Origin of the sequence: Sphingomonas lenta (assembly GCF_002288825.1) — a bacterium.
Lineage (GTDB): Bacteria > Pseudomonadota > Alphaproteobacteria > Sphingomonadales > Sphingomonadaceae > Sphingomonas > Sphingomonas lenta.
Window position 1 is genome coordinate 1 of the sequence record NZ_NSLI01000003.1, and the last position, 14,989, is coordinate 14,989.

General features: G+C 71.0%; 9 protein-coding genes. 5 read left to right on the top strand and 4 right to left on the bottom strand.

Annotated elements, in window-relative coordinates:
* Window positions 1-461 precede the first annotated feature (461 nt).
* From nadB to CKY28_RS07220, 3 genes are all read left to right on the top strand, one after another.
* Window positions 462-2,060, top strand: a complete 1,599-nt coding sequence (nadB, locus tag CKY28_RS07210; RefSeq protein WP_095997693.1) for an L-aspartate oxidase — start codon at window positions 462-464, stop codon at window positions 2,058-2,060.
* A gap of 112 nt (window positions 2,061-2,172) precedes the next feature.
* Window positions 2,173-3,351 (top strand): serine hydrolase, encoded by a 1,179-nt coding sequence (locus tag CKY28_RS07215; RefSeq protein WP_245841704.1) that lies wholly within the window; start codon window positions 2,173-2,175, stop codon window positions 3,349-3,351.
* A gap of 66 nt (window positions 3,352-3,417) precedes the next feature.
* Window positions 3,418-3,939: a DUF1993 domain-containing protein gene (locus CKY28_RS07220; RefSeq protein WP_095997694.1), complete on the top strand. Its 522-nt coding sequence runs from the start codon at window positions 3,418-3,420 to the stop codon at window positions 3,937-3,939.
* Window positions 3,940-3,955: 16 nt separating this feature from the next.
* On the opposite strand, the gene CKY28_RS07225 is transcribed toward CKY28_RS07220, so the two are convergent.
* Window positions 3,956-6,004: a M13 family metallopeptidase gene (locus CKY28_RS07225; protein ID WP_095998538.1), complete on the bottom strand. Its 2,049-nt coding sequence runs from the start codon at window positions 6,002-6,004 to the stop codon at window positions 3,956-3,958.
* A 132-nt stretch (window positions 6,005-6,136) separates the two neighbouring features.
* Here CKY28_RS07225 and polA point away from each other — a divergent pair, with 132 nt between their 5' ends.
* Together polA and CKY28_RS07235 are read left to right on the top strand one after the other, a co-directional pair.
* Window positions 6,137-8,917, top strand: a complete 2,781-nt coding sequence (polA, locus tag CKY28_RS07230; RefSeq protein WP_095997695.1) for a DNA polymerase I — start codon at window positions 6,137-6,139, stop codon at window positions 8,915-8,917.
* 123 nt (window positions 8,918-9,040) lie between these two features.
* On the top strand, window positions 9,041-10,588 hold the full coding sequence (locus CKY28_RS07235; protein ID WP_095997696.1) for a lipopolysaccharide biosynthesis protein: 1,548 nt from the start codon (window positions 9,041-9,043) through the stop codon (window positions 10,586-10,588).
* 250 nt (window positions 10,589-10,838) lie between these two features.
* On the opposite strand, the gene purH is transcribed toward CKY28_RS07235, so the two are convergent.
* The 3 genes from purH to rpe form a co-directional block, all read right to left on the bottom strand.
* On the bottom strand, window positions 10,839-12,410 hold the full coding sequence (purH, locus tag CKY28_RS07240; RefSeq protein ID WP_095997697.1) for a bifunctional phosphoribosylaminoimidazolecarboxamide formyltransferase/IMP cyclohydrolase: 1,572 nt from the start codon (window positions 12,408-12,410) through the stop codon (window positions 10,839-10,841).
* Between the two features lie 132 nt (window positions 12,411-12,542).
* Window positions 12,543-14,300: a heparinase II/III family protein gene (locus CKY28_RS07245; protein WP_095997698.1), complete on the bottom strand. Its 1,758-nt coding sequence runs from the start codon at window positions 14,298-14,300 to the stop codon at window positions 12,543-12,545.
* On the bottom strand, window positions 14,297-14,956 hold the full coding sequence (gene rpe / locus CKY28_RS07250; RefSeq protein WP_095997699.1) for a ribulose-phosphate 3-epimerase: 660 nt from the start codon (window positions 14,954-14,956) through the stop codon (window positions 14,297-14,299). The genes CKY28_RS07245 and rpe overlap by 4 nt, the downstream gene beginning before the upstream one ends.
* Between the last annotated feature and the right edge of the window lie 33 nt (window positions 14,957-14,989).

Here is a 14,989-nt window from a genome sequence, read left to right on the forward strand (position 1 = left end):
TCGTAAAGGTATATAGCTGCTGCGAGGCAGGCGACGCCGCCCAGCACCACCGCAAGGTTTCGCCGTCCGAAGACTTGCCACGCGCTCATTGGCCCCAGATGATCACAACGAGCGTCCGCTTTCCACCTATCGCCAATATTCGCGTCTAGGTGCCATGACCGAGCGGTTGTGACACTAGGAACGGCGTCCTTGAATTGGGCCGCAGGCGATAGCTGACCTGCTGCCTCCCCACCGGCCGCCGATCTCCTCCCTCGCCCGCGACCGATCACGCCCTCTGTCCTACAGCCGAACGATCGGGCAGAAGCCGGAGCCATGTCGCCGTCGTTCCAGTCCTTCCCCGCCCGCTTCCGCTCCGTGCGGACCTCGACCGAAACCACGGTTGGGCGAACAGGACGTGTGCGTAGGCTGAAGTTCATGAACTTTGGAAAGTTCGGTATGCTCCCGCCGCCGAGCATCGCCGCGTGACCGAATCGGCCCGCATCTCCGACGTCCTCGTCATCGGCTCCGGCGCGGCAGGCCTGACCGCCGCGCTCAACCTCGCCGAGCGGTTCCGGGTGACGGTGCTCGCGAAAGGGGCGCTGGACGAAGGGTCGACCGCCTGGGCGCAGGGTGGGATCGCCGCGGTGCTCGAGCCGGGCGACACGTTCGAGAACCACGTCGAGGACACCATGGTCGCGGGCGCGGGGCTGAACGACCGCGACGTGGTGGAGTTCGTCGTCGAACGCGCGCCCGCTGCGATCGAGCGGCTGCGCCGGCTGGGCGTGCCGTTCGCGATGGAGGGCGACGCGCTGCACCTCACGCGCGAGGGCGGCCACTCGCACCGGCGGATCGTCCACGTGGCGGATGCGACGGGCTGGGCGGTGCAGGAGGCGCTGCTCCGCGCGGCGCGGGCGCACCCCAACATCACGCTCGTGCCCGACCAGGTCGCGATCGACCTCGCAACCTCGCGGCACGAGCAGCGCTATTCGGGCGCGGGGCGGGTGTGGGGCGTGTACGCGGTCGACCGCAACACGGGCGTGGTCAACCTATACACCGCGCGCGCGACGGTGCTGGCGACGGGCGGGGCCGGCCGGACCTACCTCTTCTCCACCGCGCCGCGCGGGGCGACGGGGGACGGCATCGCCATGGCGTGGCGCGCGGGCGCGCGCGTCTCGAACATGGAGTTCATGCAGTTCCACCCCACCTGCCTCTACAATCTGGAGGTCAAGAATTTCCTGATCACGGAGGCGGTGCGCGGCGAGGGCGGGCGGCTGATCAACCCGTCCACGGGCCGGCGTTTCATGCCCGACTATGACGAGCGGCTGGAGCTCGCGCCGCGCGACGTGGTGGCGCGCGCGATCGACGCGGAGATCAAGCGCTACGGCCTCGACTATGTCCATCTCGACATCAGCCACCAGCCGGCCGAGTTCGTCCGGAGCCACTTCCCCAACATCCACGACAAGCTCGCGCAGCTCGGCATCGACATGACGCGCGAGCCGATCCCCGTCGTGCCCGCGCAGCACTACACCTGCGGCGGCGTCGTCGTGGACCGGGACGGGCGCACCGACCTGCCCGGCCTCTACGCCGCGGGCGAGTGCACCGAATCGGGGCTGCACGGCGCGAACCGGCTGGCGTCCAACTCGCTCCTCGAATGCTTCGTCTTCGGCGAGGCGGCGGCGGCGCACATCGCGCGGTGCTGGGACGAGCTCGCCCCGCCCCCGCCCGTGCGTCCCTGGGACGAGAGCCGCGTCACCGATTCGGACGAGGAGGTCGTCATCAAGCAGAACTGGACGGAGATCCGCCGGTTCATGTGGAACTATGTCGGCATCGTGCGCACCACCAAGCGCCTGGAGCGCGCGCGCCGCCGCATCGAGATGATGAAGGAGGAGGTGGCCGAGCATTACGGCCATTTCCGCGTCACGCCCGACCTGATCGAGCTCCGCAACCTGCTCCAGACCGCCGACCTGATCGTGCGCTCGGCGCTCCACCGGCAGGAGAGCCGCGGGCTCCACTACACGCTCGACCATCCGGAGACGCTGCCGGACGCGGTCGACACGGTGCTCACCCCTTCGCACTTCTGATCTCGGTCCGCCGCGCGGGGGCCGCGTTTCGTCGCTTGAAGGGGCAAGCGCCTGTTCCGCGTTGAGATTTCCTGAAGCACAACCCATCTACAGGGGTAGGGTGAGGTTTAGCGTGACGTATCCGAGCGGCGGGGGCCGCCTTTCCATCATTGCCGCGTGCGCGGCGCTGGCTTCCTGCGTACCGGAGGCGCGGCCGAGCGGCACCGCCAACGCGCAGCCGGGCCCGCGGCCCACGGCGACCGCCGCGGTGCCGGCCGTCGTGCCGGTGATGCCGCCGGCGGTCGTGTCCATGCCCGTGCCGCCGCCCACGCCGCGCGCGATCCGCCCGGCCCCGCAAGCGCTGATCGCCGCGGTGGAGGAGGCGGTGCGCGGCTTCGACGGGCTGGCGGGCGCGGCCGTGCGCGCGGTCGACGACGGCTGGACCGTAGAGGCAAACGGCCGCCGGCCCATGCCGCAGCAGTCCGTCTCCAAGCTGTGGGTCGCGCTGACCCTGATGGAGCAGCGCGACCAGGGCCGCGTGCGCCTCGACGATCCGATTACGATCACGCGCGGCGACCTGACGCTGTTTCACCAGCCCATCGCCTATCTCGTGGCGAAGAACGGCGCCTACACGACCACGGTCGGCGACCTCCTGAACCGCGCGCTGACGCAGAGCGACAACACCGCCAACGACCGCCTGCTGACGCTGGTCGGGGGTCCCGGCGCGGTGCGCGACTTCATCGCCAACAAGCGGCTGGGCGAGATCCGCTTCGGACCCGGCGAGCGCCTGCTCCAGGCGGGCACCGCGGGGCTGACCTGGCGGCAGGAATATTCACTGGGCGGCTTCTCGGCGGCGCGCGCCAAGCTCGACCCGGCGGTGCGCAAGGCCGCGCTCGACCGCTACGTCGACAACCCGCCCGACGGCGCGGCCCCGCTCGCCATCGCCGACGCGCTGGCGCGGCTGGCGCGCGGCGAGCTCCTGTCGGAGAGCTCCACGCGCATCATGCTGGACACGATGGGCCGCACGGTCACCGGCCGCGCCCGCCTGCGCGCCGCCATGCCCGTCGGCTGGAAGCTTGCGCACAAGACGGGCACGGGCCAGGACCTGGGCGGCCGTAACGCGGGGTTCAACGACGTCGGGCTGCTGACCGCGCCCGACGGTCGCCGCTATGCGATCGCGGTGATGATCGGCGATACGCGTGCGTCCACGACCGCCCGCCAGCAGCTGATCCAGACGGTCGCGCGCGCGGTGACGCTGTACGGCCCGACATCGCCCGCCACGGCCGGCGGCCTGGGCATCGCCGCCAACTAGGCGGGGTTCCCCGGCGACGGACGGGCCGGTAGGAGGGCGCGGTCCCTCCACGGTCGGAGTTCCGCCATGCCGCTCTCGCTACACCAAGCGCTGATCCCCTCCTTCCGCCAGGTCGTCGGCGCGATGGAGGGGCTGGTCGACAAGGCGGAGGCCTTCGCCGCCGAGCGGGGCCGCGACCCGGCCGAGCTCGCGGGCGCGCGGCTCGCGCCCGACATGCTGCCCTTCTCCTGGCAGATTAAATTCGTCCACGGCCACTCGCTGGGCGCGATCGAGGGCGTGCGCCGGGGCACGTTCAGCCCCGACCGCTCGCCGCCGCCCGCCGACCTCCAGGCCTTGCGCGCGCTGATGCGCGACACCGCCGCCGGCCTGGACGCGCTCGACCCCGCGGAGCTGGACGCGCTGGCCGACCGGCCGATGCGCTTCGAAATGGGCGAGATGCGGCTGCCCTTCACCGGGGAGGGCTTCCTCCTCTCCTTCTCGCAACCGAACTTCTATTTCCACGCCGCCACCGCCTACGACATCCTGCGCGCGGAGGGCGTGAAGCTGGAGAAGCGCGATTTCCTGGGGAGGCTCAGGCTGGCGGCCTGAGCCTTCCGGGCTGCGCCTACCAGATGCGGACGCGCTGCTCGGGCGGCAGGTAGAGCGCGTCGCCCGGCTTGACGTCGAACGCCTTGTACCAGGCGTCGATGTTGCGGACGACGCCGTTGACCCGATACTTGGGCGGGCTGTGCGGGTCGGTGAGCAGCGCCTGCCGCTCCAGGCCCTCGCGCCGCTTCGACTGCCACGCCTGTCCCCAGGCCATGAAGAAGCGCTGATCGCCAGTCAGCCCGCCGATCACGGGCGCCGGCCCGTGCTTCTTCTGGTAACGCTGATAGGCGGCGTAAGCCATTTCGAGCCCGCCCAGGTCGCCGATATTCTCGCCCAGCGTGAGCTGGCCGTTGATCTTGGTGCCCGGGATCGCCTCGTACGCGCCGTACTGCTCGACGAGCTTCTTGCCGCGCTCCTCGAACGCGGCGCGGGCGGCGGGCGTCCACCAATTTTCGAATTTGCCGCTCGCGCCGAACTTCGACCCCTGGTCGTCGAAGCCGTGGCCGATCTCGTGCCCGATCACCGCGCCGATCGCGCCGTAGTTCACCGCCGGGTCGGCCGACGCGTCGAACATCGGGGGCTGGAGGATCGCCGCCGGGAAGGTGATCTGGTTCATGAGCGGGTTGTAGTAGGCGTTCACCGTCTGCGGCGTCATCGCCCACAGCGACCGGTCGACCGGCTTGCCCAGGCGCGAGAGCTGGAGGTCGTACTCGAACTGCGCCGCGCGTTGCGCGTTGCCGAGCAGGTCCGCCCGGTCCACGCGCATGGACGAATAGTCGATATACTTGTCCGGATGGCCGATCCGCGGCTCGAAGGCGGCGAGCTTGGCCAGCGCCTTCTCCTTGGTGGCGGCGTCCATCCAGCTGTTCGCCTTGAGACGCTCGTCGAGCGCGGCGCGCAGGTCTGCGATCAGCTCGCCCATCTCCGCCTTGCTCTGGGCCGGGAAGTGGCGCTGGACGTAGATGTCGCCCACCGCCTCGCCCAGCGAGTTGTTGACGAGCTGCACGCCGCGCTTCCAGCGGTCGCGCTGCTGTTGCGTGCCGCTGAGCGTACGCGAGTAGAAGTCGAACTTGGCGTCGTCGAACGCCTTGGGCAGATACTGCGCGTTGTCGCTGACGAAATGGAAGGCCAGATAGTCCTTCCAGGTGTCGACCGGCGTGGCGGCGAACAGCTTGCCCATCGCCTGGATCGCGGTGTCGCCCGCCATGATGACCGTCGGCATGCGGTCGAGCTTGGCGGTGCGCAGCATCAGCCCCCAGTCGAACTCGGGGGCCAGCGCTTCCATCTGGGCGGGCGTCATCGGCTTGTTGAGCGCGGCGACGTCGCGCATCTTCGCGGGCTCCCAATGTCCCTTGGCCATCTCCGTCTCGAGCGCGACGATGCGGTCGGCCTTGGCGGCCGCGTCCGGGATGCCGGCCAGCTCCTGCACCCGCTGCACATAGGCGCGGTACGCCTTGCGGAACGCGTCGTACTTCTCGCCGGGCAGCAGGTAATAGTCGCGCGGCATGCCGAGGCCGGACTGGCCGGCGATCGCGGTGTAGCGCGTCGGGTCGGCGAGGTCGGGCAGGATGCCGATCGACACCGGCGTTTGATAGCCGACGCTGGCGAACAGCGTCTGCAGCCCCGCCTGGTCCTTCACCGCGGCGATGCGCGAAAGGTAGGGCTTGAGCGGCGCGGTCCCGCGCGCCTCGACTCCCGCCTCGTCCATCCAGCTCGCGTAGAAGTCGCCGACCTGGCGGCCGGTCGCGCCGTAGCGGGCGGGATCGGCGGCCATGTCGTCGAGGATGCGGCGCACGTCGAGCTCGGCTTGATCGGACAGCTTCACGCCCAGCCCGGCCGAGCTGCGGTCCGGCGCGATCGGCGTGCGCCGGTCCCAGCCGCCGTTGACGTAGGTCCAGAAATCGTCGCCCGGCTTCACGCCCGTGTCGCGCGCCGACAGGTCGACGCCCCACTCGCCGTAAGCCGCCTTGCCGCCCGCCGGAGCGCCCGCCGTCTGGGCCACGCCCGCTGCCGCCAGGGCCAGCGCGGCCGCGCCGAACGCATACTTCATCCCGTTGAAACGCATGGTCATCTCCCTCCCGTGTCTTGCGACCATAACACGGTTGGGCGGGCAGGAAAGGCGTAAAACGACGCGCGGCGCCGGCCGGGGAGCTTGGCTGTTGGTGGCGTCACACGGTTACGCTAAGCCGGGCGCGACATGCCCCATCTCTACCTCGTCGACGGCTCCGGCTACATCTTCCGCGCCTATCATCGCCTGCCGCCGCTCACCAACAAGCATGGCGAGCCGGTGGGCGCGGTATACGGCTATACCGCCATGCTGTGGAAGCTCGCGGACGCGCTCCACAAGGCGGACGGGCCGACGCATATGGCGGTCGTGCTCGACAAGGCGTCGCACACGTTCCGGAACGAGCTGTACGGCGACTACAAGGCGCACCGGCCGCCGCCGCCGGAGGACCTGGTCCCGCAGTTCCCCATGATCCGCGACGCCACGCGCGCTTTCTCCTTGCCGTGCATCGAGGAGGAGGGGCTGGAGGCGGACGACATCATCGCCTCCTACGCCAAGGCGGCGTGCGCGCTGGGATGGGAGGTGACGATCGTCTCGTCCGACAAGGATTTGATGCAGCTCTTCACCGAGGGCTGCGTCGACATGCTCGACACGATGAACAACCGGCGGCTGGGGCCCGACTACGTCGTCGAGAAGTTCGGCGTCGGGCCGGACAAGCTGGGCGACGTGCTCGCGCTGATGGGCGACGCGGTGGACAATGTGCCGGGCGTGCCGAACGTCGGGCCCAAGACCGCGGCCAAGCTGATTCAGGAGCATGGCGACCTGGAAGGCGTGCTCGCCGCGGCGCCGGGGATGAAGCCGGGGCGGTTGCGCGACAACCTGATCGCGCACGCGGACGACGCGCGCATGAGCCGGGTGCTCGTCACCCTCAAGGACGACGCGCCGCTCGCCGAGCCGCTGGACGCGCTGGCGCTGCCCGCCGACGGCATACCGCCCGAGCCGCTACGCGCGTTCCTGGAGCATCACGGGTTCAAGTCGCTTCTCGCGAAGCTGGGCGAGGTCGCCTCGTCCGGCGAAGCGACGGCCGGCGGCTCGCCCGAAGCCGAGCCGTCCGACGACGCGGAGGCCGATCCCCCCTGCAACCTCGACGCCTACGAGACGATCGTCGACGAAGCCGCGCTCGACCGCTGGATCGAGGCGGCGCGGCACCAGGGCCATCTCGCGATCGACACGGAGACGACCGGCCTCGACGCGACGCGCGCCGAGCTGGTGGGCGTCAGCCTCGCGCTCGAGCCGAACCGCGCGGCGTACGTGCCCGTCGCGCACAAGGGCTCTGACCTGCTGACCGAGACGCCAATCCAGCTCGACCGCGACCTCGTGCTCGCCAAGCTCAAGCCGCTGCTCGAGGACGAATCCGTCCTGAAGATCGGGCACAACCTGAAGTACGACATGATCGTGCTGGGGCGGCTCGGCATCGACGTGGCGCCCTTCGACGACACGATCCTGATGAGCTTCGACCTCGACGCAGGCCTTCGCGGCCACGGCATGGACGAGCTCGCGACCGTGCACCTCCAGCACACGTGCGTCGCGTTCAAGGAGGTGGTCGGCACGGGCCGCAACCAGCGCACCTTCGACCAGATCGACCTGCCCACCGCCACGCGCTACGCCGCCGAGGACGCGGATGTGACGCTCCGGCTGTGGCGCAAGTTCAAGGCGCGGCTGCCGCGCGAAGCCGCGACGCGCGTCTACGAGATGGTCGACCGCCCGCTCGTGCCCGTGGTGGCGCGCATGGAGCAGCGCGGCGTGTTCGTCGACCGCGCGCAGCTGGCGCGACTGTCGACCGAGTTCGAAGGCCAGATCGCCGCCGCCGAGAAGCGCGTGCACGAGATGGCGGGCGGCCCCTTCGCGATCGGCTCGCCGAAGCAGCTGGGCGAGGTGCTGTTCGAGCGGCTCAAGCTGAAGGGCGGGCGCAAGGGCAAGTCGGGCGTCTATTCGACCGACGTGATCGAGCTCGAACGCATCGCGCGCGAGCAGGGCGAGGGCGCGGAGGTCGTGCGCGGCGTGCTGGAATGGCGTCAGCTCACCAAGCTCAAGAACACCTATACCGACGCGCTGCAGGAGCAGATCAACCCGGCCACCAACCGCGTCCATACCAGCTACTCGCTCACCGGCGCGCAAACGGGGCGGTTGTCGTCGACCGACCCCAACCTCCAGAACATCCCCATCCGCACGGAGATCGGCCGCCAGCTCCGCGAGGCGTTCGTGGCCGAGCCGGGCAACGTGCTGCTCGCGGCCGACTATTCGCAGATCGAGCTCCGCTTGGCGGCGCACATGGCGGACGTGCCGGAGCTGAAGGAGGCCTACGCGACCGGCCAAGACATTCACGCCATCACCGCCGAGCAGCTCTACGGCGAGGTGAACCGCGACACGCGCAGCCGCGCTAAGACGATCAACTTCGCCATCCTCTACGGCATCTCGCGCTGGGGCCTGGCGGGGCGGCTCGACATCTCGGCGGACGAGGCGCAGGACCTGATCAACCGCTATTTCGAGCGCTTCCCGGGCGTGAACCGCTATATGGCGGAAACGCTGACCCGCGCGCGCGACCTGGGCTACACGGAAACGCTTTTCGGCCGGAAATGCTGGTTTCCGCGGCTCAAGTCCAAGCAGATGAACGAGCGCCAGGGCGCCGAGCGCGCCGCGGTCAACGCACCCATCCAGGGCACCAGCGCCGACATCATCAAGCGTGCCATGATCCGCATGGAGCCCGCACTGGCCGAAGCCGGGCTGCCCGACGTCCGCATGCTGCTCCAGGTGCACGACGAGCTCGTCTTCGAGCTGCCCGAAGGCCAGGTCGAGGCGGCGAGCGCCGTCATCAAGCGCGTCATGGAGGGTGCTGCGGAGCCGGCGGTGAAACTGTCGGTGCCGCTGGGCGTGGAGATCGGCACCGGCCACAGCTGGGGCTCGGCGCACTAGGCCCGTGCGCCACCATCCGCTTCCCGTCACCCCGGGCTTGACCCGGGGTCCATGCGCGGCACTCTTGTGCGCGATGGCCGTCTGCGATCAGCGTACGCGCGTGGATGCCGGGTCGAGCCCGGCATGACGAACGCGGGGGTAACGGGTCGGCACGGGGAGTCCGACTCCGAGGACATAGCCCAGCTCGCCAAGGGCGGGCGCACCAACGTCGCCGGCTTCGTGCTCCGGCTCGCGGCGCGCATCCCGTTCCTGTTCATCGCGGGGCGCATCTACGGGCCGGAGCTGGTCGGGCGCTTCGCGATCGCGGTGGTCGCCGTCGAACTCGCGGCGCTGCTCGCGACGCTCGGACTGAAGCGCGGGCTGGCGCAGGCGCTGTCGGCGACCGACCGGCCGCACGCGCATGTCGTATGGGATGCGATGCTCGTCGCCGCGGTCGTGTCGCTGGCGGCGAGCGCGGTGCTGATCGCCTTTCCGCAGCTCATGTACCCGAACACGGCGATCAGCGGGCTCGACCGGTTCCTGCCGCTGATCATCGCCGCCATCGCCTGGTCGGACGTGAGCCTTTCCGCGCTCGCCTACCGCCGCAACGTTCAGGCGGCGGTGACCGCGCGCGCGATCGTGGAGCCTTGGACGATCTCGATCGCCGCCTGGGTGTTCTCCTTCTTCACGATCCGCGACGGGCTCGTGCTGTCCTATGTCGTGTCGATGATCGCCGCGCTCGTCGCCAGCGTCGTGCCGTTCGTGCGCTCCTATGGTTGGCCGCGGGGGTGGAGCCCGCAGCTTCGCCCGATCCTGGCGCTCGCCCGCGCCAACGCGCCGCTCGCCGGCGCGGACGCGCTGGAATGGGGGACGAGGAACGTCGACCGCTTCATCCTGGGCCTGCTGTTCCCGCCCAGCGCGGTCGGCATCTACTATATGGCGCAGCAGGTCGCCTCCATCCCCGCCAAGCTCAAGACGAGCTTCGACCCGATCCTCGGCCCCGTCGTCACCGACGCGCTCCGCCGCGGCGACAAGGCGGCGGTGGCGCGGCAGGTGTGCCAGGTCGCCTTCTGGATTATGGCGGCGCAGGGCGGGCTCGCGCTGATGGGCTCCATCCCCGGCGAGGCGGTGATGGGCGTGGTCGGCCCCGAGTTCGTCGCCGGCACCGCCGCGCTCGGCTTCCTGCTCACCGCCGAGTTCGCCGCGTCCGCGGGCGCGGTGGCGGAGTCGGCGATGGTCTATATCGACCGGCGGCGGAACCTCCTCATCTCGGTGGCGATGCTGGGCTTCCAAATCGCGCTGAGCTTCGCGCTCGTGGCGGCGATGCGCCGGCTGGGTTGGCCCGAGACCTGGGCCGCGGCGGGCGTCGCGGTGGCGCTGTGCGCGAGCTTAGGGCTGACCAGCGTCATCAAGGTGCGCGTGTTGGAACGGCTGCTCGGCCACCGCGTCGCGCCCTGGCGCTGGACGCTGCTATGGGCGGGGCTGGCGGCGATCCTGGCGGGTACGGTCTTCACGGCGCTACCGCAGGAATATGAGTGGGCGGAGCTGGTGATCGGCGTGCCGGTGATTGCCGCCGTGTATATGTACGTGCTGTGGCGCTGGTCGTTCGGCGAGGGCGACCGGGCGTTGTTCCGGCGCATGCCGCAGGCGGAGGAGGCGACCTTGCCGCGGCAGGGAGCCATTACGCGGTAGCCACACGCGAGCAGCGTGAGCTGGTCGCGAGACGGCGAACGCCGGCCGGGCCCTGCACCGCAGGGCTTCGACGTCACGGGATTTACTCCCGTGACGGCTCCACCGGATGCGAGCAGCAGGCTGCGCCGACGGCAAAGCCGCCGGCGTGACGTCGGACGGGCTCGGCCGCTTGCGTCGGCCGACCCGCCGGCCGGAGCGGGCCTTGCGCCTAATGGCGCAGCGGCGCGGTCGTAGCCGCGCCTAGCCCCGCTCAGTGCCGAAAGTGCCGCATGCCCGTAAACACCATCGCCAGCCCCGCCTCGTCCGCCGCAGCGATGACCTCCTCGTCGCGGATGCTGCCGCCCGGCTGGATCACCGCCGTCGCGCCCGCCTCGACCGCCGCCAGCAACCCGTCGGCGAAGGGGAAGAACGCGTCGGAGGCCACCGCCGAGCCGATCGTGCGCGGGCTCCCCCAGGCCGCTTTCTCCGCCGCGTCGCGCGCCTTCCAGGCGGCGATGCGGGCGCTCTCCAGCCGGTTCATCTGCCCGGCACCCACGCCCGCCGTCGCACCGTCCTTGGCGTAAACGATCGCGTTCGATTTCACGTGCTTCGCCACCGTCCAGGCGAACAGGCAGTCGGCCAGCTCCCGATCCGTCGGCTGACGCTTGGTGACGACCTTCAGCGCGTCGCGCCCGACCGCGCCGGCGTCGCGCGACTGCAGGAGGATGCCGCCCGCGATCGACTTCATCGTCAGTCCCGGCCGCCGCGGATCGGGCAAGCCGTCCGTCAGCAGCAACCGCAGATTCTTCTTGCGCGCGAATGCCGCCCGCGCCGCGTCGTCGGCGCCTGGTGCCACCACCACCTCCGTGAAGATCTCGGCGATCGCCTCCGCGGTCGGGCCGTCGAGCGGGCGGTTGCAGGCGATGATGCCCCCGAACGCGGACACGGTGTCGCAGGCGAAGGCCGCCTTGTACGCGTCGAGCAGCGTGTCGGCGGTGGCGACGCCGCACGGGTTGGCGTGCTTGACGATCACCACGGTCGGCGGGCCGTCGCGGAACTCGGAGACGAGCTCCAGCGCGGCGTCCGCATCGTTATAGTTGTTGTAGCTCAGCTCCTTGCCCTGCACTTGACTAGCCTGCGCGACGCCGGGCGTAGCGGGGCCGGCGGGGATGTAGAGCGCCGCCTGCTGATGCGGGTTCTCGCCGTAGCGCAGCGCCTGACCCATGCGGACGGGGATGCTGACCTTCTCGGGGAATATCTCCCCCTGGTCGGCGAAGGCGAACCACGCCGCGATCGTCGCGTCGTACTGCGCCGTCAGCGCGTACGCCTTGGCCGCGAGCCGCTTGCGCTCCTCCAACGTGGTCTCGCCCTTGGCGACGATCGCGTAGTCGGCGGGATCGGTGACGATTGCGACATGCGCGTGGTTCTTGGCGGCCGAGCGGACCATCGACGGGCCGCCGATGTCGATGTTCTCGATCACCTCGTCGCGCGCGGCGCCGCGCGTGACGGTCTGGGCGAAGGGGTAGAGGTTGACCACGACGAGGTCGATCGCACCGATGCCGTGCTCGGTCATCGCGGCGGCGTGGCCGGGGTCGTCGCGCACCGCGAGCAGTCCGCCATGGACCATCGGGTGCAGCGTCTTCACCCGCCCGTCCATCATCTCGGGGAAGCCGGTCAGCTCGGAGACGTCGCGCACCGCGAGCCCCGCGTCGCGCAGCGCCCTGGCGGTGCCGCCCGTCGAGACGAGCTCCACGCCGCGCTCGGCCAGCGCCCGGCCCAGCTCCACCACCCCCGTCTTGTCGGACACGGACAGCAGGGCGCGGCGGATCGGGACGAGGGTCATGAACGATTCTCCTCTTCCGTTCGTGCTGAGCTTGTCGAAGCACCGTCCTTCTCGAGGCCGTCGAAAGAAGAACAGCCCTTCAACAAGCTCAGGGCGAACGGGAGTGTGGGTGCTGGGCGAGCCCCTGCCCGCCTAGCGCGCGCGCTTCAAGAGCCAGCTCACGCTCGCGCCGCCCGCCTCCGCCTCGCCGGTCACCGCCAGCTGGCGCGTCGCGATCGGACGGCCCTCGCCGTCGATCCAGACCGAATCCTCGATCTCCAGCGCGCCGCCGCGGCAGCGGAACTGCCAGAGCCCGCCCTCCGCCGTGCGCAGGATCGCGGCCTGGCCATCGGCGGTCGGCTCCGCGTCGACGCCCGCGCCCAAGTGGAAGCGGACCGCGAAGGGTGTGGCCCCGCTCCGCCGCTTGCGCCCGCGCGGCAGGAGCGCGTCCTCGCCGCGCAGCTCGCGCCCGTCCGCGGTCAGCAGCAGCTGGCGGCGGTGCACGAAGCCGAAGCGGCGGACGTAACCGTCATGGCTCGCCTCGATGCGGCTGCCCGCCTCGCTCTCCTGGCGCGACAGCTCCACCTCGCCGATGCCGCGGCCCAGCGTCCCGTCGGCGTGGATCGCGGTCGAGTTGGTGTCGGCCAAGGTCAGCGTCGAATGCGCCGCCGTAGTGCGCAGCCCCTCCGCCAGCGCGTCCGGCAGTCCCGCCAGCGCGGCGCGCGCGCCGCCGCAGTTGACGACGAGGCGCGACGCCCCGTCCGAGAACTCGAACGCCAGCGTGGACGCACACCCACCCTCGACGACGCGCGCCACGGGCGGGGGCGCCGCGTCGACGACGAGCACCGCGCCCGCCGCCGCGAGCCGCTGGTAACCCCAGTCGCGCGACTGGCGTAGAGGCCGGGTGCGCACGCCGCTCGCCTCGACCACCGCCGCGACGCGCTCGGCCGGCGCGGGCCCGCCGCCCTGCCAGCTCGACAGCCCGCGGTCGGCGTGCGTCACGCCGAGCAGCGCAGGCACCATCTTGGCGAGCGCCCGCGCGAGCGCGTCCGGCGGCTCGCGCCGGCGCACGTCGTAGCACTGGCGCAGCATAGTGAGCAGGCCGATCGCGTCGAGCAGCCGCTGCGGCGAGCGCGAGGGCACGCCGCCGTCGTCGAACAAGCCGACGCCAAGCGCGCGCTCCAGCCCCGCCTCGCCGAAATGCAGCCGCGCCTCGCTCTCGGGCATCAGGAGGCCGCAGGCGACGACGCCGCACCAGCCGGCGATCCGCTGCACGCCCGGCCGGCCCTTGTCGGCGTAGCGGTCGAGGTGGCGGCCGCCGCGCGCCAGCGTGTTGAGCACTTTGGACCGGTAGATCAGGTCGGTCGACGACAGGATCAGCGGCGCGTGCGCGGTCCAGAACAGGACGCGCCTGCCCCACAGCTCGGGCGCCCAGGCGGTCGCGTCCGCCGTATCGGCGTGCGCGTGGAGCCAGCGCGCCATCAGGTCCTCGGCGATCGGCGCGGCGCGCGCGCGCGTCGCCACGGTGGACAGGTCGCGCAGCCAGGCGAAGCTCTGGAGGTGCTCGCCGAACGCGCGGCTCCAGTCGGGCCGGCGGAAATCGATCGCGGCGATGTCGCGCCCCTCGCCCCGGAAGGTGACGCGGCCGTCGAGCAGCGCGTTGCCGCGCGCCACGTCGCCGATGATGGGATCGTCGGGCACCGCGAGTAATTTCAGCGGGTGCCGCCCCTTCAGCCGCATCCCGTGGAGCGGCGTGCGCCAGGTCAGTCGGTGGAGCCGCTCGGCCAGGCGGTCGGCGAGCGACAGCCCGCTGGCGCCACCGACGCGGATGAGGCGCTTGCCCTCGTCGATCCCGTCCTGCGGCGCGTCCGCGTCGGCCTCGAACGGGGGCTCGGGATCGTCGCGGCTCATGCGCCCCTGAGCTCCCGGATGGCGGCGGCGTAGTCGGGCCGGCGGCCGAACACGGCGGTGCCGGCGACGAGCGCGTCGGCGCCCGCGGCGACCGCGCGCGGCGCGGTCTCGGCGTCGATGCCGCCGTCCACCTCCAGGTCGATCGCCCGGCCGGTCGCGTCGATCATCTTGCGCACCGCCGCGATCTTCTTGAGCTGCGACTCGATGAAGCGCTGGCCGCCGAAGCCGGGATTGACCGTCATCACCAGCACCAGGTCGACCGTGTCGATGAGGTAATCGAGCATCTTGGCCGGCGTGCCCGGGTTGAGCGCCACGCCCGCGCGCAGGCCCCGCGACTTCACGCGCTGGACCGATCGGTGGACGTGCGGCCCGGCTTCCGCATGGACGATGATGCAGTCCGCGCCCGCGTCCGCGAACGCGTCGATGTACGGGTCGACGGGCGCGATCATCAGGTGGACGTCGAACGGCTTGGTCGTGGTCGCGCGCACCGACTTCATCACCGCGGGGCCGAAGGAGATGTTGGGCACGAAATGTCCGTCCATCACGTCGACATGGATCCAGTCCGCGCCCGCCTCGTCCACGCTACGCACCTCCTCGCCCAGCCGCGCGAAGTCGGCGGACAGGATGGAGGGCGCGATACGGACGGCGTTGGGCATGAACGGCCTCTAAGCACGCCCCAACGCCCGGAC